The sequence below is a fragment of the Citrobacter sp. Marseille-Q5395 genome, assembly GCF_947057495.1.
Taxonomy (GTDB): Bacteria; Pseudomonadota; Gammaproteobacteria; order Enterobacterales; family Enterobacteriaceae; genus Citrobacter; species Citrobacter murliniae.
This window is the reverse complement of sequence record NZ_CAMSEL010000023.1, coordinates 15,295-36,463: the sequence shown is the minus strand read 5'-3', so window position 1 is coordinate 36,463 and position 21,169 is coordinate 15,295. Positions and strand designations below refer to the sequence as shown.

Sequence of the window (21,169 nt, the reverse complement as noted above, 5' to 3'; positions counted from 1 at the left end):
TAATGACGGAACAAGAAAAATCCTCCGCCGTGGTTGAAGAGACCAGGGAGGCCGTGGAAACCACGTCACAGTCAGTCAATGCTGAAAAAAAGAGCAAGGGCAGCACCGCACTGATACTAAGTGCAGTAGCGATTGCTATTGCGCTGGCGGCAGGCGTCGGACTGTATGGCTGGGGGAAACAACAGGCAACAACACAGACTGCAACCAGCGATGCGTTGGCTAATCAGCTCACGGCGCTGCAAAAAGCGCAGGAAAACCAGAAAACTGAGCTGGAAGGTATTATTAAACAGCAGGCAACACTGCTGGATGAAGCAAACCGTCAGCAAGCAGCACTGGCTAAACAGCTTGATGAAGTGCAGCAAAAGGTTGCCACAATCTCTGGCAGCGATGCTAAAACATGGCTGCTGGCGCAGGCCGATTTTCTGGTGAAACTGGCCGGTCGTAAATTATGGAGCGATCAGGACGTTACCACCGCAGCGGCGCTATTGAAAAGCGCCGATGCCAGCCTGGCCGATATGAACGATCCAAGTTTAATCACCGCCCGTCGAGCGATTACTGATGATATCGCCAGCCTCTCTTCTGTCTCTCAGGTGGATTATGACGGCATCATTCTCAAGATAAATCAGTTGTCTAATCAGATTGATAACCTACGTCTGGCCGACAATGATACTGATGATTCGCCGATGGACTCCGACAGCAGCGAGCTTTCCAGCTCCATTAGCGAATGGCGCGTCAATCTGCAAAAAAGCTGGCAAAATTTTATGGACAGCTTTATTACCATTCGACGTCGCGATGAAACCGCCGTACCGCTGTTAGCACCAAATCAGGACGTGTACTTACGTGAGAACATCCGCTCCCGTCTGTTAGTGGCCGCGCAGGCCGTACCACGCCATCAAGAAGAGACATACCGGCAGGCGCTGGAAAATGTCTCCACCTGGGTGCGCGCGTACTACGATACCGACGATGCAGCGACGAAAGCCTTCCTTGAAGAAGTGGACCAACTAAGCCAACAAAGCATCAGTATGGATGTACCAGAAACGCTTCAAAGTCAGACCATTCTTGAGAAATTAATGCAGACCCGTGTGCGTAATTTACTGGCCCAGCCAGCAACATCTCCGGTTGAAGCCGCTCCTGCGCCAGCGCCTCAGGCAGAAACCCCGGCAACCGCGCCGCAAGGAGAGTAACGATGCTAAAAGTATTATTGCTCTTTGTGCTGTTGATCGCCGGGATCGTCATCGGTCCGATGATTGCCGGTCATCAAGGCTACGTACTGATCCAGACGGATAACTACAACATCGAGACCAGCGTAACTGGCCTGGTGATCATTCTGATCGTCACCATGGTGGTCCTGTTTGCGATTGAGTGGTTGCTGCGTCGTATTTTCCGTACCGGCGCACACACGCGTGGCTGGTTCGTCGGTCGCAAGCGCCGCCGCGCCCGCAAACAGACCGAACAGGCGCTGCTCAAGCTGGCAGAAGGCGATTATCAGCAAGTCGAAAAACTGATGTCGAAAAATGCCGATCACGCAGAACAGCCGGTGGTGAATTACCTTCTGGCGGCAGAAGCGGCTCAACAACGTGGTGACGAGGCTCGGGCCAATCAACACCTTGAGCGCGCAGCCGAGCTCGCCGGAAATGACACGATTCCGGTAGAGATCGCTCGCGTTCGCCTGCAACTGGCCCGGAATGAAAATCACGCCGCGCGCCATAGTGTAGATAAACTGCTGGAGGTGACTCCACGTCACCCGGAAGTATTGCGTCTGGCTGAGCAGGCTTACATTCGCACTGGCGCATGGAGTTCCCTGCTGGATATCATTCCATCCATGGCAAAAACGCACGTTGGTGATGAAGAGCACCGCGCCATGCTGGAACAGCAGGCATGGGTTGGCCTGATGGATCAGGTTCGTGCCGATCAGGGCAGTGAGGGGCTACGTGCCTGGTGGAAAAATCAAAACCGTAAGACCCGTCATCAGATCGCTCTGCAGGTGGCAATGGCGGAACATCTGATTGAGTGCGACGATCACGATACAGCACAACAGATCATCATCGACGGCCTGAAACGTCAGTATGATGACCGTCTGGTGCTGCCAATCCCGCGTCTGAAAACAAACAACCCAGAGCAGATTGAAAAAGTTCTGCGCCAGCAGATTAAAGCCGTGGGCGATCGTCCGCTGTTGTGGAGTACGCTTGGTCAGTCGTTGATGAAGCACGGCGAATGGCAGGAAGCCACTCTCGCCTTCCGTGCGGCGCTCAAACAACGCCCGGATGCATACGACTACGCGTGGCTTGCTGATGCGCTGGACAGACTGCATCAGCCGGAAGAGGCCGCTACCATGCGCCGTGATGGCTTAATGCTGACACTACAGAACAATCCCCCGCAGTAATCCTTTAAGCCCGGTAGCGAAATGCTTACCGGGCTTACACCAATACACAGAATCATTCGAAACACATTGAGACAAACTCAGAGCACTTACATAAGTAAGTAGCAGGGTGAGAGGACGCCGCCAATAAAGAGGCGTCTGAAGAGTGAAGTGTATGCATAAAAAAACGCCCGCTCGGTTAAGAGCAGGCGTTAAACAGGTCTGTATGACAACATAAATGGGTGCTTCACTCAACGTTATGTCCATGGTGTTCGATGAGGCTAAGCGACATCTGTCAGTGGACGATAAGCACCGTAAACGGCTCTGCGTCATTCCTGAGTTTATGAGGCCTGATGGCGAACATAAGAGATGGAATGAGCATCTACCCAAATATTATCGCACAACACATGGCATGATTGCACTGCAAAAACCAGGTCTTCGGGATTTTTAGGACATCAGGTAATTCAGATCAGATTGGTGGCGTAACGCCGGTATTGACTGGCACAAGAGCAGAGAGAAAGGGAAATCAGAAAACAAAAAACCCCGCCGAAGCGGGGTTCAAAATTGGTCGGCGAGAGAGGATTCGAACCTCCGACCCACTGGTCCCAAACCAGTTGCGCTACCAAGCTGCGCTACTCGCCGTTTTACTGCTTTTTGAATTTTTAGTTCAATTCTTTAAGTCGTGGTGCGAGGGGGGGGACTTGAACCCCCACGTCCGTAAGAACACTAACACCTGAAGCTAGCGCGTCTACCAATTCCGCCACCTTCGCATTTCACAACTTTAAATTAATGGGGTGGCTAATGGGATTCGAACCCACGACAACTGGAATCACAATCCAGGGCTCTACCAACTGAGCTATAGCCACCACTGCAAATCTTTTACGCGGTATTAAAACCACCGCAGCTCCGGCACCTTACTAAATAATGGTGCGCCCGACAGGATTCGAACCTGAGACCTCTGCCTCCGGAGGGCAGCGCTCTATCCAGCTGAGCTACGGGCGCTTAGCGCCGTTGCGGGGCTGGATATTACGGAGGTCTCGGTCTGCTGTCTAGTGCTTTTTTAAAATAAATTATCGTTTGGTCATGCTTTGTGCGTTTTGTCGCTTATTCCTCCAGTTTTTGGGCCACACCATGACGATTCAGGCCAAAAACCTTATAAATGAGCGTCACACCCAGCAGGAAGGCGATACCGACAAAAAGCGACATACGGGTATCTTCATTAAAGTACATACCGATTAATACGCAAACCAGGAACGCCATCGTCAAATAATTCGCCCACGGGAACGAAATGGAACGGAAGGGATGGCTGGCAATCGCGTCTTTGTGCGCTTTGCGAAAACGCAGCTGGCTTATCAGGATCACAAACCACGGCACCATGCCCGGCAACACGCTGGCGCTATAGACATAGACAAATACGCGCTGCGGATTCGGAATGATGTAGTTCAGGCATGAGCCAATCAGCAAGATGGCGATAGAAATCGCAACGCCGGCAACTGGCACGCCATGACGAGAGACTTTTCCGACAACCGCAGGCAACTGACGATTCTTCGCCAGGGCGTAGAGCATGCGGCCGCAGCTATACATCCCACTGTTGCAACCAGAAAGCGCTGCCGTCAGGACCACAAAGTTGATAATCCCGGCCGCAGCGGTAATACCAATTTTGGCAAACGTGAGAACAAACGGGCTACCGTTGCTACCGATCTCATTCCACGGGAAGATGGTGACGATAACGAAGATCGCGCCTACATAGAAAATCAGGATACGCCACAACACCTTACCTACCGCGCTACGCAACGTGACCTGTGGGTTTTTGGCTTCGCCCGCCGTGATACCGATTAGCTCCACGCCCTGGTAGGAGGCTACCACAATACACAATGCAGTCAGAAAGCCTTTCCAGCCGCCGGCAAAGAAGCCGCCGTGTTCAGTCAGGTTGCTGAAGCCAATCGCCTGACCACCATTACCAAAGCCGAAGAAAATGACACCCACTCCTATAACAATCATCACAATGATGGTTGTCACTTTGATCATGGCAAACCAGAATTCAATTTCACCATACAGGCGAACCGCAGCCAGATTTGCCAGCGCCACCAGGCCTACGGCAATCAGCGCGGGTATCCACTGCGCCATTTCCGGGAACCAGAACTGCACGTAGACCCCAATGGCGGTAATCTCCGAGATCCCCACAGCCATCCACATAAACCAGTATGACCAGGCGGTGAGATAACCAAAGAAAGGGCTCATATAGCGGTGAGCGTAAACGGCGAACGAACCGGCAACCGGCTCCAGGAACAACATCTCGCCCATGGAACGCATGATAAAGAAGACAAATAGTCCGGCAACGATATACGCCAACAGGACCGATGGCCCCGCCCATTTCAGGGTACTGGCGGCGCCCATAAACAATCCGACGCCAATGGTGCCCCCAAGGGCAATCAATTCGATATGACGAGCCTCCAGCCCACGCTGTAGCTCTGGTTTGTTCTCTGCCATAAATCCTCTTGTTGTGTTTGTATTGTTTCCGGTATTACCGGTTATCGTTATGGGTACATCTTCTTATGCCATAACAGGCCATCCAGCGCCGACCGCTTTACGGTTGGCGCCAAAAACACCACGACACTGAAATGATTGTTGCGAATGGTTTCTTAAAATCGTCTAAATGGCAATTAAAGCATTCAAAAAATAAATAGATTGTGCGAGAAAGCAGCGATTATGTTGTGAATAAGTAGCGCATTTAGCAGAACACACTACTTATCAGAGGAGAGAAAATGTTAGAGATTGCCGGTATAGTGCCAGCGGAGATAGCGCAATAAACGAAGTTGACGGGTAATACGGCTCGGCTGTGACAGTAAGCGGTACAGCCACTCCAGCCCCAAATTCTGCCAGAATTTAGGCGCTCGCTTTACGTGTCCGGTAAACACATCATAGGTGCCACCCACCCCCATATACAGCGCATTCGGATGTACCAGGCGGCAATCGCGCATAAAAATCTCTTGTTTAGGCGAACCCATTGCCACCGTAACAATCTGCGCACCGCTGGCATGAATACGTTCAAACAATGCCTGCCGCTGCTCTGGCGTGAAATATCCGTCCTGGCTACCAACAATATTGACGCGCCACTGTGCTCGCAGTTTTGCTTCTGTTTGCGCCAGTACCTCTGGCTTACCACCAACCAGGAATACGGGTGTGCTCTCCCGCCCAGCGCGCGCCATCAAGGCTTCCCAGAGATCGGCTCCGGCCACGCGTGAAACCTGTGCTTGTGGGTATTTTTTACGCACGGAGCGCACCACGCTAATTCCATCTGCATACTTGAACTCGGCGGCATCAATCAAAGCCCGAACCTCCGGGTTATCTTCCGCCGTTAGCATTTTCTCGGCGTTAATAGCCACCAGCGTCCCCTGTCTGAGATGCCCCTCAGCAAACAGGTAATTCAGCGCATGCTGCATATCACGCCAGCCAATAAGTTTTAATCCGCGCAGCGAATATAGCGGCGCAGTTGTATTATCTGTCATTACGATCCTTCAACCTGTGTCCGGGGCAGCGTCTTTATTCGTCTATGGACAAGTCCTGCACTATCAAACAGCCAGTACAATAATTTTGCTACCAGCAAACAGACACCAAAAATCACGAGGAAAAAGACCACTCGCGAGACAAACGAATCCAACCCTTCTCGTGCCAAAACGATCATATTGAAAATGGCACCAAAACAGAAGCTGTGCAAAATCGCCGCCTTATAACGGTTTTTTTCCTGATTGCCTAACTCATACAGCCAGTCGAACCATTTGATTATCAACCCGACCACGATCGCGCCTAACGGGATAAACAACGCTCCCCCCATAACCACCAGCGAACCAATCAACGTTGGAGAGATAGCCAGGCCCGAGTGGTTGTTCAGCACTTCCCAGGTAAAATAGTTCGCAGAGTTGAGTACGATACTCGGCCGTCCAGGCCACAGCCAGGAGGGAATAAAAACGTAGAAATCACGGACAATCGGTGCCAGTCCCTGGAACTCAATATTGTGGTAATTCTGCAGTAACAGCGCCAGATTCTCCCACGGTGAGAAGGTATCCCTCGTGAGATACAGGAACGTATAGAATGCCTCATCGCCGCTCACGTTCATCCCGTAGCGCTTCAATGCCAGCCAGAACATGCCGACAATTCCCAGCACACCGGCCGCAGCCAGCATCCACAGTGAAATCCAGCCGCGAATAATGCCGATAAACAAGAAGATGGCAAACGCGATAATGATATTGGCGCGCGTGCCGCCAACAATCATATAAGTCAGAAGACCAAACGCGACGGTGCTCACCAGGAAGAACAGCCACGCTTTACTATCCTGGCGCAGGAAATACACCACCAGCATTGCCGGAATGAAGAAGTAGAAGAAGCGTTTCAGGGCCACACCAGAAACTTCACTGGAGAAGATCTGGCTATAGGACTGCAATCTGAATAACAGGAAACCGTTGTGCATAAAGAAAATGCCTACACTCACCAGCGCAATCGCCATCAGGATAATCCATGTCAGATGGGCCTCAACGCGGTTGATGGTAAACAGCGGTTTGCGTGACTTTTCCGGTATTCGCTTACGTAAACGCGTTTTATAGGTCACGTAGTAGACGGCATAGAAACAGGCGGCGGAAAGCAGTGCCTGTAACAGAATTTCCGGTGGGGCGACCGCGACGTCGAAACGGAACACCAGTACGCTGGTCAGGGGAAATCCGAAGAAAAACGTCAGCAAAAACAGCAATGAGAAGAACACATTGAAGTTAAAGCGCACACGTCGAAACTCAAACCAGGTCAGCGTAGCGATAAATAAGGTAGAGAGTAGCCATACTACCAGCAGACCGCTGAATTGCATCAGACTCATAGGGTTTCTCCGGAGGCAATGCTCAGCGCGTTATGCCACGGTTGCAGGTAATTCGGGCTAAAAAAGGTAATCGTGCTTTTATCAACCGAGGCCAACTGACGCTGCGCTTCACGCACAACATCGGCATTGAGTTCATCGGTGGTAAACAGTACCGGGAGGTGCTGCTCTGCCATATCCTGCCAGAAAGGGTTTTCGCGGTTTAGCACGCACGGAATACCGGCCTGGATCAGCAAACACAATGTACCAATCCCTTGCTGGCGTGCAAAAATAAAGTAACCGAGATCGCACTGACGCAGTAATGCCAGATAGGCATCAAATTCCAGTTTTTCACTTAGAATTTGCAGATTTCCTGCACTAAATAATTCCTGGCCAGCCTGGCGTACTTCATCAATATACGCCCCGTTATTAGCCGGATAGCCCATTGGCACAATAACGTTCACCGTATCACCGAACTGCTGATGTACGGCGCGTAACGCTGCGATATGTTCATTGCTGCGATCGCCAGAATTACCTACAAGAATCGTCATTTTCCCGCTGCGTTCGCACTCGCTGCCCATATTATTCAGCGACGGATCCATACGCGTAGGGAAATAGAGCAGTTCACCGCGCACACGGGGATGCTGCTGTGCGAAATAGCTCAAATCACCTCGAGTGGCAAACACGCAGCCCACACGGTTTTGCGCCATGCGGCGAATCGGATAAAACAGGCGGAATTTCAGCCCACTGGAGACTTCATACAAATCTGCGCCCCAGATATGCCAGTAAAACTGCTCTGGTTTAATTCCTCCGCTCAACAGCGCCAGCCACAGGCTGGTGTTGAACTGACCATGGAAGAAGAAACGCTGCTGGCGATCTGCTTTCGCTTTCGCGATTACCGCTTCCGCCAGTGCCTTTTTTCCGCCATAGAAGCTCAGCGATAACGCCGGGCAGCTTGCACTGAATCCCGCATCCTGACCTGCAACCATAAATACGCGCGCGTGCTCGCTCGTCGCGGCCAGCGAATCATTAAAAAACCGCAGTACGGTTTGATTATGGTGAGGGATATCCGATCCCAGAACGTGAACCAGTACTGTCATGCCCGCCTACACCAGAGTAAAAATACGCCACAGCAAAGAGAAAAATAGACCACATAGGTTGCCATATAAGCCTGCGCTGCCCCCAGAGCGCCATGCGCGGGGATCAGCCAGTGGGCAAATGCCGTCAACAAAATGAACTGGCTAATTTCAGCCAAAATATAAAACCGCAGCGACGCCTTCGCGATCACCAGATACCCGAAAACGTAAGCACCGACCTTCAGTACATCGCCCACCAGTTGCCAGGCAAACAGGTCTCGCATGGCAGTAAATTTAGCGGAAAAGAGCAGCCAGATAGCAAAATCACGCAGTAACCAAACGGTAAAACTCGCGGCGGCAACCGCCGGTAACACAAACTTCAGCGACTTCACCACTTCACGCGTAATGTCACGCTTTTCGCTCAGGCGCGACAACGTCGGCAGCAAATAAACGCTGAATGAGGCGGTGATAAATTGCAGATAGGCATCGGAGATACTGCTTACCCCTTGCCAGATCCCAACATCATCCCAGCTGTAATGCGCAGCCAGAAGGTTTCGCATCATTACATATGCCACTGGCAGCGTCACAGAGGTGATCAGCGCCATCAGCGTAAACTTGCTTAACTGCCCTGCCAGACTGTTATCCCATGAGGGTTTCAGGTAGTGCAGTGGAATGGTTCCACGCTTGATCAGCATAAAACTGGCTGGCACAACCACCAGCGCAGGCACCAGCGCCAGGCCCAGCAAAGCACCTTCATAGCCCCCCAGTCGATAGCAGCCATAATAAGCCACAACACCGACCAGACTGCCAACAATCAGCGACAGTGCATTGCCTGCGGCATCACGGAAGCCTTTCATTAACGCCAGTAAGAGATTCGCCCAGGCAATACCCATCTGTACCAGCGCAACCAGACGCACCAGCCCCTGGTAATGCGTATGACCAAACAAACCCTGGCTTATGGGCGCAGCCGCCAACAAAAAGATCACGGCCATCAGTGTGGAGAATCCCAACACCATGGCGGAAGATGTGCCAACCACGTTGCGTAGCCGCGCCGGATCATCATGATGCTGTGCCACATACTTTGTGACACCGTTGAAAATTCCGGCTCCTGCCAGCACGCCCAGCACAGTGACCATCTGACGAAAGTTACCCGCCTGCCCGACTCCCGCAGGGCCAAACGACACCGCCAGCAGTTTTACCACCAACAAGCCTGCACCGATTTTTACCAGCGTACTGGCTGCCGTCCAAAGGGACGCTTTAGCAAGCGACATCTCAGGCGAAGTAGTTCAACAGGGTCGTAATTACTGTGCGCTGGTTCACCGGCGACAGATTGTAAAACAGCGGCAGGCGTAGCAGGCGCTCGCTTTCTTTGGTGGTGTAACGATCGACACCCGCGAACTCACCAAATTTATCGCCAGCCGGGCAATCATGCAGCGGGATATAATGGAATACCGCCATAATTTCGGCTTCTTTGAGGAAGTTAATCAACGCCGTGCGATCATCAATATCACGCAGCTTGATGTAAAACATATGGGCGTTTTGCACGCAACCATCCGGTATGGAAGGCAGGTCAATCCGCCCGGCTTTCGCCAGCGGCTCAAGTGCATCGTAGTAGTTTTGCCACAATGCCAGACGCTGCTGATTGATACGATCGGCCACTTCCAGTTGCGCCCACAGATAGGCAGCCTGCAGATCGGACATCAGATAGCTGGAGCCGATATCCCGCCAAGTATATTTATCCACCTGGCCGCGGAAAAACTGACTGCGGTTGGTGCCTTTTTCACGGATGATCTCAGCACGTTCGATTAATTTACGGTCGTTAATCAGCGTTGCGCCACCTTCACCACCCGCGGTGTAGTTTTTGGTTTCGTGGAAGCTGAAACACCCAATGTGACCAATCGTTCCCAGCGCACGTCCCTTGTAGGTAGACATTACGCCCTGTGCAGCATCCTCCACTACAAACAGATTGTACCGTGTCGCCAGCGCCATAATGGTATCCATTTCGCAGGCGACGCCCGCGTAATGCACCGGTACGATAGCGCGGGTTTTGTCGGTGATCGCCGCTTCAATCAGCGTTTCGTCAATGTTCATGGTATCTGGTCGGACATCAACAAAGACGATTTTTGCCCCGCGCAACACGAAGGCATTAGCGGTGGAGACGAAGGTGTAGCTTGGCATGATAACTTCATCATCAGGCTGGATATCCAGCAACAATGCTGCCATCTCAAGTGATGCAGTACAGGACGGCGTCAGCAGCACTTTCTCACTGCCAAAATGCTGTTCCAGCCACTGCTGGCAACGACGGGTAAAACCGCCATCGCCACACAGTTTGCCGCTGCTCATCGCAGACTGCATATACTCAAGCTCGGTTCCCACCACCGGCGGTGCGTTAAATGGAATCATTTTGTCACCTGTATAACCAGTACGCGGTGCTTTCCACATTCGCACCACTCTGTATATAACGTTTAAGCGCGGCGGTGTTGCCCATCTGGGTCGCCACCCGCAATGTTGTTTTACCGCGAGCCTGCGCCCAGAAAAGCGCCGCCTGCATTAATTCTGCACCCACACCGCGACCTGCCAACAGGCCAATTCGCACGTCAGTGTTATTCAGCTCACGCAGCGAGACATACCCGCGGATCTCGTCTGTCGCTGTGCGAAAAACGAGGCATTGATGATCGAATGTGCCCAACACCGCATTTTCAATCCACTGCGCGTAGAAACGGGCGCTGGCATCCGGCGCATACCATGGAGCACGAAAGCGGCTTTGTGCGAACGCCTGGCTCGCGAGCTGGCGTAGTGCCGGGATATCTGCGGGTTGCGCCACCTGCACGCCGGAATTATCGCAGACGCGCGTTACCGGCAACACAAAATCCACTTCGCCTTCTACCAGCGAGAAACCCAGTTGCTGCAAAACGTCTAATTCGTGAGTGTTCGCGGCGGGAATTTTTGCCTGTACCCGTCCCCAGGACTGCAATGCTTCCGCAGTCAGGACCGCCCCGTGCGGGTCAAAACGTACAATGGCGCTATTAACGCCAAAGAACGTATTTTCCCAGATAAGGGGCTCAATACTGGCACGGATTGTCACCGCCAGACTCCCTTGGTATCAACCACATACTGCTGTTGAACCGCATCGCCCTTAATGGCTTTAAATTCATTATGGTCAACCAGCATTACCAGCACATCTGCGCTTGTCAGCGCATCATCCAGTTTCGCCAGCGTGCAAAGACCATCCAGTTTTTTCGGCAATTGATGAATATTCGGTTCCACCACCAACGTTTCGCCGCTATGCCAATGCGCAATACTTTGCGCAATTCCCATCGCCGGGCTTTCACGTAAATCGTCGATATTCGGTTTAAATGCCAGACCAAAACAGGCAATTTTCACTTCGCTGGCACGTTTGTTACTCTCCGTGAGGCAGTCCGCCACGGCGGCTTTTACCCGATCAACGACCCAGTGAGGTTTGCCATCATTCACTTCACGCGCGATGCGGATTAATTTCGCCTGCTCTGGGTTCTGTGCCACGATAAACCACGGATCGACCGCAATACAGTGCCCACCAACCCCCGGTCCAGGCTGCAGAATATTCACGCGTGGATGGCGGTTCGCCAGACGGATCAGTTCCCAGACGTTAATCCCCTGATCGGCACAAATCAGTGACAGTTCATTGGCAAAAGCAATATTGACATCGCGGAAGCTATTCTCAGTCAGCTTGCACATTTCCGCCGTACGGGAATTGGTCACCACACACTCACCTTCAAGGAAGATGTTGTACAGCTCGCTGGCACGCGCGGAACAGACGGGGGTCATCCCGCCAATCACGCGATCGTTTTTAATTAGCTCAACCATCACCTGGCCTGGCAGAACACGTTCTGGACAGTACGCAATATTTACGTCTGCCTGTTCCCCTACCTGCTGTGGAAAAGTCAGGTCGGGCCGCATTTCTGCAAGCCACGCAGCCATCTGTTCCGTTGATCCTACAGGTGAAGTCGATTCGAGGATCACCAATGCCCCTTTTTTTAGCACTGGTGCAAGAGACTTCGCGGCAGCCTCGACGTACACCATATCGGGTTCATGTTCCCCTTTAAACGGTGTTGGTACGGCAATTAAATACGCATCAGCTTCTACGGGTGTTGTGGTAGCGCGAAGATATCCATCTTCGACTGCTGTTTTCACCGCGATACCCAGATCCGGTTCAACAATATGGATTTCACCACGGTTAATGGTATCTACCGCATGTTGATTTACATCTACGCCAATGACATGTTTTTGACGGGAAGCAAAGGCGGCTGCCGTTGGCAGCCCGATATAACCCAGCCCGATGACAGAAATGGTCGTAAAACTCATAGCGATATCCGATTATTTTTTAACGCGTGTAAAATGCGGCCACACGCCTGCCCGTCACCATACGGATTATGGGCGCGGCTCATGGTCTGATATTCATTTTCGTCATGCAGCAAACGGGTGACTTCTTCCACAATTCGCTGCGAGTCTGTTCCCACCAGACGAACAGTACCTGCAGTGATGGCCTCCGGGCGTTCAGTCGTTTCACGCATCACCAACACAGGTTTGCCCAGAGAGGGGGCTTCTTCCTGAATCCCGCCGGAATCGGTAAGGATCAGCCAGGCATGGTTCATCAACCAGACGAACGGCAAGTAGTCCTGAGGTTCAATCAGAATCACGTTTTCAACGTGGCCCAGGATGCGATTAACCGGCTCGCTGACATTAGGGTTCAGGTGTACCGGATAGACAATTTGCACATTCTGATTTGCTGCAGCAATTTCCGCCAGCGCATGGCAAATTTGCTCAAAACCGCGACCGAAGCTTTCCCGACGATGACCGGTCACCAGGATCATCTTTTTATCAGAACGAAGGAAAGGATAGTGTTCAGCCAGTTCAGCGCGCAGCGTTTCATTCTCGAGTACGCGATCCCGAACCCAGATCAATGCATCAATAACCGTATTGCCCGTGACAAAAATACGGTCATCGGGAATTGTTTCGCGTAATAAATTTTGGCGTGAATTTTCGGTTGGAGCAAAATGATACATTGCCAGACGCCCTGTCAGCGTGCGGTTTGCCTCTTCCGGCCAGGGTGAGTAGAGATCGCCAGTTCGCAATCCAGCCTCAACATGCCCCACCGGAATACGCTGGTAAAAGGCGGCCAGACTGGTGGCTATTGTCGTTGTGGTATCACCGTGCACCAATACGACATCGGGTTTAAACTCAGCCAGAATGGGTTTTAATCCTTCCAGGATTCGGCAGGTAATTTCTGTGAGTCCCTGGCCTGGCTGCATAATATTGAGATCGTAGTCAGGTACAATAGAAAAGAGGTTTAACACCTGATCGAGCATCTCCCGATGCTGCGCAGTGACGCAAACTTTCGCTTCAAAATCAGGATCTTTTGCCAGCGCATGAACCAGAGGTGCCATTTTAATAGCCTCTGGTCGCGTGCCAAATACAGTCAGTACTTTCACATCGATTCTCTTAGGATTGGCAGTGAGGGCCCAGCCCCTCACTGCAACGGAGTTGCTAAATCGAGCGACGACGGGTTAACGCGACACCGGCACCGATCAGAGCCCCAACGATGCCCCACATAATCATCAGGAAGGCACGACGTGGGCTATCACGTTTTACCGGTTCTTCCGGCGTTCGCAAATAACGATAGGTCTGAAAACGCGAATCCAGAGTTGGCCCCACGTTCAGCGTGTTCAGCATGGCCCGATTTTGAAAATAGTCCAGATCGAAGTCCGGGCCAACAGCCTGCAGGTTTTCGAGTCGCGCCTGCAGCATCGGGCGTCCGAGTAAAAACAGTTCAGAATCAGGTAATTCATCAGCAGGGACATCGGTTGATGTGCGAGAAATGTTATTTTGTTCTGCAATTTTAAGCGCCTGCTCAATATTATGAACACCGCGAGAGAAAATAGCTTTTGCCACTTCTTCCTGACGTTTAACCTGCGCCTTCATTTGCACAGTGCGCGCAGCCCACGCCCCTTTTAACTCATCGTTCAGATGACCCGCCGCACGCTGGCTGGCAAACGCCACATACTGGCGTAGCAGGTTATTGGCGTCAGGAGCCGTTTCCGCAATTAGCTTCACGCTGTCATTGGTATTGCGCGCTGCATCGCCAGCCATAAACTGAATGTTATTAATCAGTTCATCCAGCATTGCCGCGTCGGCTTTGCTGTTACCGACCATACGCTGCTTGTAATAATCGGTCTGCAGCCAGAAATCGCGGCGCGTATCCCAGGAAGCAAGTTGCATGACAAATTCTTTATAAGCCTCATCCATTACCGACGGTTGATCCGTTGACGCGAGGCTGGCCTTAATATCCAGATTACGCAAAAACTGTTGTTGGGAATAATATCCGCCCAACATATTAACCGTAGGCTTGTCCGAAATGGCCGTTGCACTCCACTCCTGGCGGGCAAAAAAAGTATAGGCGAGCGCAATGAGCGCAAAGGCGAGAGCTATACCGACAATCCACACCTTTCCTGCCCACAAGGTACGAAACAAGCCACGAATATCCAGTTCATTTTCAGCGCTCACGGCGTCTTCCCCCGGTAATGGTTGTGTCATCGCATCCTCAGTTCACTTGGTTAAGTTTGGTTTGCTTTCACGGATTCTTCGCAATCTGCGCTTCACTCGTTTGATAAATCTCGCCACCTTCCAGGCTCGCTTAATGCAGTAACCATAAAGGCCAAATGCCAGTAAAAAGAGCACCAGCATGCCCCATTCAGGGACCAAACGAAAATATTCAGCCAGCACACCGATGGAGGCCAGAATCGCGGCGGCCAGCGTAATCAGAACAAATGCCTGTCGTGAAGTAAACCCCGCACGCATCACCAAATGATGAATGTGCTGGCGATCAGCAGAGAAAGGACTCATGCCTTTACGCAAACGACGGTACATGATTGCCACCATATCCATCAACGGAATGGCGATAATCCACAGTGCGGTAACCGGGCTGATAGGATGCGTTTTACCCTGCGTAGTTTCCAGCAGGATCCAAATAACGGTGAAACCAATCAGCGTGCTACCAGCATCGCCCATAAAGACTTTATAACGGCGTCCAAGAACCCCCAGGTTCAGCAGGATATAAGGTAGAATTGCGGCGATCATGGCAAAGCACCAGATAGCCAGGCTAGTCTGACCATCAAACCACAGAATAAATCCCATCGCTGCGAATGAGACGCTCGACAATCCGCCTAATAATCCATCTATGCCATCTACCATATTAAAGGCGTTAATTGCTGCCCAAACGGCAAAAAGGGTGAGGAAATAACCAAAGGGACCGAGTATCAACTCCCAGGAACCAAAGATATATCCCAGGCTACTCAAATAAAGATTTCCTTTTACCATCATAACAATAGCAATCGCAGCCTGAACAACGGCTCGTATCTTTACGCTTATGTCAAAACGGTCGTCAAGTGCGCCAATCAACACCAGCACACCAGCACAAAAGAGGTATAACGAGGCATGCGGGATGTAATAATCCGAGAGGCCAAACATAAAATTAATTCCTGCAAACACAGAAATCCCACCAACTAAAGGAATGATCCCCTGGTGTCGTTTGCGGAAATTAGGCTTATCCACTAAACCTATTTTTATGGCTACTTTTCGCGCAAAAAAAATAAAAATGGTAGTGAATAAGAAAATACTGATTAGCTCAGATAAAGCAGCGAGTAAATTCACAGTGTATGTGCTCTCAGCATATATCATTTCCTTAAAGTATAATGCGTTACGAGGTCTCCTTGAAGAGACCAACTAAAACATTACACTTCTGACCTCTTGTCGTTCATGCCGCACATTGTGACATCTCTTCGACGCCGACAATAATGACTAGTTTATCCGACCAGACATTAGGATGAATCGCAAAAGCAAAACGCCACGTAAAAACGTGGCGTTTTCGGATGATGCCAGAGTTACGAACGTTTCATCATATCGAAGAAGTCGTCATTGGTCTTGGTCATCGCCAGCTTATTAATGAGGAATTCCATCGCATCAATTTCACCCATCGGATGGATAATTTTGCGCAGGATCCACATTTTCTGCAGCTCTTCCTGAGTCGTGAGCAGTTCTTCTTTACGGGTACCAGAACGGTTGTAGTCGATAGCCGGGAAGACGCGTTTTTCAGCAATTTTACGCGAGAGATGCAGTTCCATGTTACCGGTGCCTTTAAACTCTTCGTAGATAACTTCATCCATTTTAGAGCCGGTATCGATAAGCGCGGTTGCAATGATGGTCAGGCTACCGCCCTCTTCCACATTACGCGCGGCACCGAAGAAACGCTTCGGACGGTGCAGAGCGTTAGCATCCACACCACCCGTCAGCACTTTACCGGAAGCAGGAACCACGGTGTTGTATGCACGCGCCAGACGAGTGATGGAGTCGAGCAGGATGATAACGTCTTTCTTGTGTTCAACCAGACGTTTCGCTTTCTCGATAACCATTTCAGCAACCTGAACGTGACGGGATGCCGGTTCGTCAAAGGTAGAAGCAACTACTTCACCTTTCACCAAACGCTGCATCTCGGTCACTTCTTCCGGGCGTTCATCAATCAACAGAACCATCAGCACGCAGTCTGGGTGATTGTAGGCAATGCTCTGTGCGATGTTCTGCAACAGCATGGTTTTACCCGCTTTCGGCGGTGCCACAATCAGACCACGTTGGCCACGGCCAATCGGAGAAGCCAGATCCAGTACGCGAGCCGTTAAGTCCTCAGTAGAACCGTTACCACGCTCCATACGCAGACGAGAGTTTGCGTGCAGCGGCGTTAAGTTCTCAAAGAGAATTTTATTACGGGCGTTTTCCGGTTTGTCGTAGTTAACTTCGTTAACTTTCAACAGCGCAAAATAGCGTTCACCTTCTTTCGGCGGGCGAATCTTACCGGAGATGGTATCACCAGTGCGGAGGTTGAAACGGCGGATTTGGCTGGGAGAAACGTAGATGTCATCAGGACCGGCGAGGTAGGAGCTGTCTGCAGAGCGGAGGAAACCAAATCCATCCTGCAATATCTCCAGCACACCGTCACCAAAGATATCTTCGCCACTCTTTGCGTGCTGCTTCAGGATGGCAAAAATAATGTCCTGCTTGCGCATACGAGCCAGGTTTTCCAGACCCATATTTTCGCCGAGAGTGATCAGCTCAGAAACCGGCGTATTCTTTAATTCGGTAAGATTCATAATGGTGTGAGTTCTTAAACTTGGGGTAAATCTCGAACTTAATGTTGTGAATGGTATGGCAGGGTCATCCATGCCTGTTTACGGCCTTCGACTCATGTCTGTTCGCTGTCTGGTCACAGGAAAGTACGCAGAACTGAAACGACAAGACGGATTGAGTGACAAGCCAGGAATCTGTCCACTTCTCGCACGAGAAACAACGGGAAGCAGTGGATAAAACAAGATTCAAACTTAATAAGGTATGTTTAATACGAAGTCAACACTAACTTAGCACGACTCAAGTCGGGCGTCCAGTCATCCGAATCATTTTGGAGTATGGGCGCCCGATCATGATACTTCCTTACGCCAGGTTGGCGTCGAGGAACTCTTTCAACTGACCTTTGGACAGCGCGCCGACTTTCGTCGCCGCAACTTCGCCGTTTTTAAACAGCAGCAGGGTCGGGATGCCACGGATACCATACTTCGGCGCGGTGCCTGGGTTTTGGTCAATATTCAGTTTAGCAACCGTCAATTTGCCCTGATATTCGTCAGCGATTTCATCCAGAATCGGAGCGATCATTTTGCACGGACCGCACCACTCTGCCCAGAAATCAACGAGGATAGCTCCGTCCGCTTTGAGTACATCCGTGTCAAAACTGTCGTCAGTCAGGTGAATAATTTTATCGCTCATAATAACTCCACAGGAATAAGCCTGGTGTGTTGGTGTATACACATCATCCTTCAAGCTGCCTCATTGTTGGCTGCGCTCTGTGTCCCAGTCACGTACTATTGTACGCTCCAGTGACTCATTCACTTGCCGCCTCGACGCATCATGAATGCTTTATGTACTGCATTAACCAACTAAAGGTTGACTTTATTTCACCGGATACGCTTTCGTAAAGCAATAGTAAGCTGATATTCTACCACACTATGAGCAAAACACATTTAACAGAACAGAAGTTTTCCGACTTCGCCCTGCACCCAAAGGTGATAGAAGCCCTTGAAAACAAAGGGTTTCATAATTGTACGCCCATTCAGGCACTGGCCCTCCCGCTTACGCTGGCTGGTCGTGATGTAGCAGGGCAGGCGCAAACCGGTACCGGAAAAACGATGGCGTTTCTTACGTCAACGTTTCATTACCTTCTCTCTCATCCCGCGATTGCCGATCGCAAGGTGAACCAACCGCGTGCGTTAATTATGGCGCCAACGCGTGAGTTAGCCGTGCAGATCCACGCAGACGCCGAGCCACTCGCGCAGACAACAGGACTGAAATTAGGCCTGGCATATGGCGGCGACGGTTACGACAAGCAGTTAAAAGTGCTGGAGAGCGGGGTCGATATTCTTATCGGCACCACTGGCCGTCTAATTGACTACGCAAAGCAGAACCACATTAACCTGGGCGCGATTCAGGTCGTCGTACTGGATGAAGCCGATCGCATGTACGATCTGGGCTTTATTAAAGATATCCGTTGGTTGTTCCGTCGTATGCCGCCAACCAACCAGCGTCTGAACATGCTGTTTTCCGCAACCCTCTCTTACCGCGTTCGCGAACTGGCGTTCGAACAGATGAACAATGCCGAATACGTTGAAGTCGAACCGGAACAGAAGACAGGTCACCGTATTAAAGAAGAGCTCTTCTATCCTTCAAATGAAGAGAAAATGCGTTTGCTGCAAACGCTGATTGAAGAAGAGTGGCCGGATCGCGCCATTGTTTTTGCCAATACCAAGCACCGCTGTGAAGATATCTGGGGCAGTCTTGCTGCCGACGGTCATCGCGTAGGCCTGCTAACTGGCGACGTGGCACAGAAAAAACGCCTGCGTATTCTGGAAGAGTTCACCCGTGGCGATCTCGACATTCTTGTTGCGACTGATGTTGCCGCGCGTGGTCTGCATATTCCGGCCGTAACACACGTGTTCAACTATGACCTGCCAGATGACTGTGAAGATTACGTTCACCGTATTGGTCGTACGGGTCGCGCTGGAGCGAGCGGTCACTCTATTAGCCTCGCCTGTGAAGAGTACGCGTTGAATTTACCTGCAATCGAGACCTATATCGGCCACTCGATTCCGGTTAGCAAGTACAACCCAGACGCGCTGATGACCGATCTGCCAAAACCGCTGCGCCTGACGCGCTCGCGCCCTGGCAATGGCCCACGTCGTACTGGTGGTGCTCCACGTAATCGTCGTCGTTCAGGTTAACTAAGTCATGCTCAACTCTACTTCGCTCTATGCAGCAATAGATCTCGGATCCAATAGTTTTCATATGCTGGTAGTGCGCGAAGTAGCAGGGAGTATTCAGACACTCACGCGAATTAAGCGCAAAGTGCGTCTGGCTGCTGGGCTGAACAGCGAAAATATTCTCTCCGCAGAAGCAATGGAGCGCGGCTGGCAATGCCTGCGCCTGTTTGCTGAGCGTCTGCAGGATATCCCTCAGCCGCAAATCCGGGTGGTCGCCACAGCGACATTGCGTATCGCCGTCAATGCCGATGTTTTTATTGCGAAAGCGAAAGAGATCCTCGGCTGTGCTGTTCAGGTTATTAGCGGCGAAGAAGAAGCGCGTCTTATCTATCAGGGCGTTGCCCACACCACCGGCGGCGCTGATCAGCGTCTGGTCGTTGATATTGGTGGAGCAAGTACAGAGCTGGTAACTGGCTCTGGTGCGCAAACAACCTCACTGTTTAGTCTGTCAATGGGCTGTGTTACGTGGCTCGAACGGTATTTCACCGATCGAAATCTGGCACAAGAAAACTTTGACGAAGCCGAGAAAGCAGCACGTGACGTTCTGCGCCCGGTCGCTGACAAGCTGCGCTTTCATGGCTGGAAAGTCTGCGTAGGTGCTTCTGGCACCGTACAGGCTTTGCAGGAAATTATGATGGCGCAGGGCATGGATGAACGCATTACTCTGGCAAAACTCCAGCAGTTAAAACAACGCGCCATTCATTGCGGACGTCTGGAAGAGCTGGAAATCGAAGGGCTAACACTGGAGCGCGCACTGGTGTTCCCCAGCGGGCTGGCGATTCTGATCGCCATTTTTACCGAACTGAACATTCAGTGTATGACTCTCGCGGGCGGTGCATTACGTGAAGGCCTGGTGTACGGCATGCTGCACTTGCCGGTGGATCAGGACATTCGCAGCCGTACGTTACGCAATATTCAGCGTCGGTTTATGGTCGATACCGATCAGGCAAACCGCGTTGCAAAATTGGCAGTACATTTATTCGATCAAGTGAAAAATGAGTGGCATCTTGAAGCTATCAGTAGCGAACTGCTGCAAAGTGCCTGTCAGTTGCATGAAATAGGCTTGAGTGTGGAATATAAGCAGGCACCACTACATGCCGCCTGGCTGGTGCGAAACCTTGATCTTCCAGGATTTACCCCGGCACAGAAAAAACTGTTAGCGACGCTATTATTAAACCAGACCAATCCGGTCGATCTCTCCTCACTCCACCAGCAAAATGCCGTGCCGCCTCGCATCGCAGAACATCTTTGCCGCTTGCTACGCCTGGCGATTATTTTCGCCAGTCGTCGCCGTGACGACTTAGTGCCAGAAATTCATCTGGACGCAAAGAATGAGCACCTTACGGTAAGATTGCCAGAAGGCTGGCTGGCGCATCATCCGCTGGGTAAAGAGCTTATCGATCAGGAAAGCCAGTGGCAAAGTTACGTCCACTGGCCACTGGAAGTACAGTAACGTTTCACATGCCGGATGGTGATGCCAGCGCATCTTATCGGGTCTGTC

General features: G+C 51.3%; 18 protein-coding genes and 4 tRNA genes. 4 read left to right on the top strand and 18 right to left on the bottom strand.

Going from position 1 to position 21,169, the window contains the following annotated elements:
* Window positions 1-2: 2 nt before the first annotated feature.
* Together hemX and hemY are read left to right on the top strand one after the other, a co-directional pair.
* Window positions 3-1,184 carry a uroporphyrinogen-III C-methyltransferase gene (gene hemX / locus OH663_RS21935; protein WP_045449100.1) on the top strand — a complete coding sequence of 394 codons (1,182 nt, stop codon included), beginning with the start codon at window positions 3-5 and terminating at the stop codon, window positions 1,182-1,184.
* A 2-nt stretch (window positions 1,185-1,186) separates the two neighbouring features.
* Complete coding sequence (gene hemY, locus OH663_RS21930; RefSeq protein ID WP_045449098.1) at window positions 1,187-2,383, top strand: protoheme IX biogenesis protein HemY; 1,197 nt, start codon at window positions 1,187-1,189, stop codon at window positions 2,381-2,383.
* A gap of 541 nt (window positions 2,384-2,924) precedes the next feature.
* Here hemY and OH663_RS21925 read toward each other — a convergent pair.
* From OH663_RS21925 to trxA, 18 genes are all read right to left on the bottom strand, one after another.
* A tRNA-Pro gene (locus OH663_RS21925) sits at window positions 2,925-3,001 on the bottom strand.
* 41 nt (window positions 3,002-3,042) lie between these two features.
* A tRNA-Leu gene (locus OH663_RS21920) sits at window positions 3,043-3,129 on the bottom strand.
* Window positions 3,130-3,149: 20 nt separating this feature from the next.
* Window positions 3,150-3,225 (bottom strand) — tRNA-His (locus OH663_RS21915).
* Window positions 3,226-3,284: 59 nt separating this feature from the next.
* Window positions 3,285-3,361: transfer RNA gene (locus tag OH663_RS21910), tRNA-Arg, on the bottom strand.
* 102 nt (window positions 3,362-3,463) lie between these two features.
* Window positions 3,464-4,849: a bifunctional threonine/serine APC transporter ThrP gene (gene thrP / locus OH663_RS21905; protein ID WP_200013144.1), complete on the bottom strand. Its 1,386-nt coding sequence runs from the start codon at window positions 4,847-4,849 to the stop codon at window positions 3,464-3,466.
* 278 nt (window positions 4,850-5,127) lie between these two features.
* On the bottom strand, window positions 5,128-5,868 hold the full coding sequence (wecG, locus tag OH663_RS21900; RefSeq protein ID WP_045449092.1) for a lipopolysaccharide N-acetylmannosaminouronosyltransferase: 741 nt from the start codon (window positions 5,866-5,868) through the stop codon (window positions 5,128-5,130).
* Window positions 5,868-7,223 carry an ECA oligosaccharide polymerase gene (gene wzyE, locus OH663_RS21895; RefSeq protein WP_200013142.1) on the bottom strand — a complete coding sequence of 452 codons (1,356 nt, stop codon included), beginning with the start codon at window positions 7,221-7,223 and terminating at the stop codon, window positions 5,868-5,870. Before wzyE ends, wecG begins: the two co-directional genes overlap by 1 nt.
* Complete coding sequence (locus OH663_RS21890; RefSeq protein WP_045449088.1) at window positions 7,220-8,299, bottom strand: TDP-N-acetylfucosamine:lipid II N-acetylfucosaminyltransferase; 1,080 nt, start codon at window positions 8,297-8,299, stop codon at window positions 7,220-7,222. Before OH663_RS21890 ends, wzyE begins: the two co-directional genes overlap by 4 nt.
* Window positions 8,296-9,546 (bottom strand): lipid III flippase WzxE, encoded by a 1,251-nt coding sequence (gene wzxE / locus OH663_RS21885; protein WP_200013140.1) that lies wholly within the window; start codon window positions 9,544-9,546, stop codon window positions 8,296-8,298. The genes OH663_RS21890 and wzxE overlap by 4 nt, the downstream gene beginning before the upstream one ends.
* 1 nt (window position 9,547) lies before the next feature.
* The gene (rffA, locus tag OH663_RS21880; RefSeq protein WP_200013136.1) at window positions 9,548-10,678 is read right to left on the bottom strand and encodes a dTDP-4-amino-4,6-dideoxygalactose transaminase; all 1,131 of its coding nucleotides are present in this window, start codon (window positions 10,676-10,678) and stop codon (window positions 9,548-9,550) included.
* Window positions 10,679-10,682: 4 nt separating this feature from the next.
* A complete protein-coding gene (gene rffC, locus OH663_RS21875) occupies window positions 10,683-11,360 on the bottom strand; it encodes a dTDP-4-amino-4,6-dideoxy-D-galactose acyltransferase (RefSeq protein WP_045449082.1) in 678 nt (225 codons plus the stop codon).
* A complete protein-coding gene (gene wecC / locus OH663_RS21870) occupies window positions 11,357-12,619 on the bottom strand; it encodes a UDP-N-acetyl-D-mannosamine dehydrogenase (protein WP_045449072.1) in 1,263 nt (420 codons plus the stop codon). Before wecC ends, rffC begins: the two co-directional genes overlap by 4 nt.
* Entirely contained in the window at window positions 12,616-13,746 is a 1,131-nt protein-coding gene (gene wecB, locus OH663_RS21865; RefSeq protein ID WP_045449070.1) for a non-hydrolyzing UDP-N-acetylglucosamine 2-epimerase, read from the bottom strand. The genes wecC and wecB overlap by 4 nt, the downstream gene beginning before the upstream one ends.
* A gap of 55 nt (window positions 13,747-13,801) precedes the next feature.
* Entirely contained in the window at window positions 13,802-14,848 is a 1,047-nt protein-coding gene (gene wzzE, locus OH663_RS21860; protein ID WP_045449067.1) for an ECA polysaccharide chain length modulation protein, read from the bottom strand.
* Between the two features lie 12 nt (window positions 14,849-14,860).
* A complete protein-coding gene (wecA, locus tag OH663_RS21855; RefSeq protein WP_233617306.1) occupies window positions 14,861-15,991 on the bottom strand; it encodes a UDP-N-acetylglucosamine--undecaprenyl-phosphate N-acetylglucosaminephosphotransferase in 1,131 nt (376 codons plus the stop codon).
* A 203-nt stretch (window positions 15,992-16,194) separates the two neighbouring features.
* Window positions 16,195-17,454, bottom strand: a complete 1,260-nt coding sequence (rho, locus tag OH663_RS21850) for a transcription termination factor Rho (RefSeq protein ID WP_002437993.1) — start codon at window positions 17,452-17,454, stop codon at window positions 16,195-16,197.
* A gap of 78 nt (window positions 17,455-17,532) precedes the next feature.
* Window positions 17,533-17,661, bottom strand: coding sequence for a rho operon leader peptide (locus tag OH663_RS21845; protein ID WP_071829085.1), 129 nt, complete (start codon window positions 17,659-17,661; stop codon window positions 17,533-17,535).
* A gap of 130 nt (window positions 17,662-17,791) precedes the next feature.
* Window positions 17,792-18,121, bottom strand: a complete 330-nt coding sequence (gene trxA / locus OH663_RS21840; protein ID WP_001280776.1) for a thioredoxin TrxA — start codon at window positions 18,119-18,121, stop codon at window positions 17,792-17,794.
* 239 nt (window positions 18,122-18,360) lie between these two features.
* Here trxA and rhlB point away from each other — a divergent pair, with 239 nt between their 5' ends.
* Both rhlB and gppA read left to right on the top strand, forming a co-directional pair.
* Window positions 18,361-19,629 (top strand): ATP-dependent RNA helicase RhlB, encoded by a 1,269-nt coding sequence (gene rhlB, locus OH663_RS21835; protein ID WP_045449063.1) that lies wholly within the window; start codon window positions 18,361-18,363, stop codon window positions 19,627-19,629.
* Between the two features lie 7 nt (window positions 19,630-19,636).
* Window positions 19,637-21,121 carry a guanosine-5'-triphosphate,3'-diphosphate diphosphatase gene (gppA, locus tag OH663_RS21830; protein ID WP_200013134.1) on the top strand — a complete coding sequence of 495 codons (1,485 nt, stop codon included), beginning with the start codon at window positions 19,637-19,639 and terminating at the stop codon, window positions 21,119-21,121.
* The last annotated feature ends 48 nt before the right edge of the window (window positions 21,122-21,169 follow it).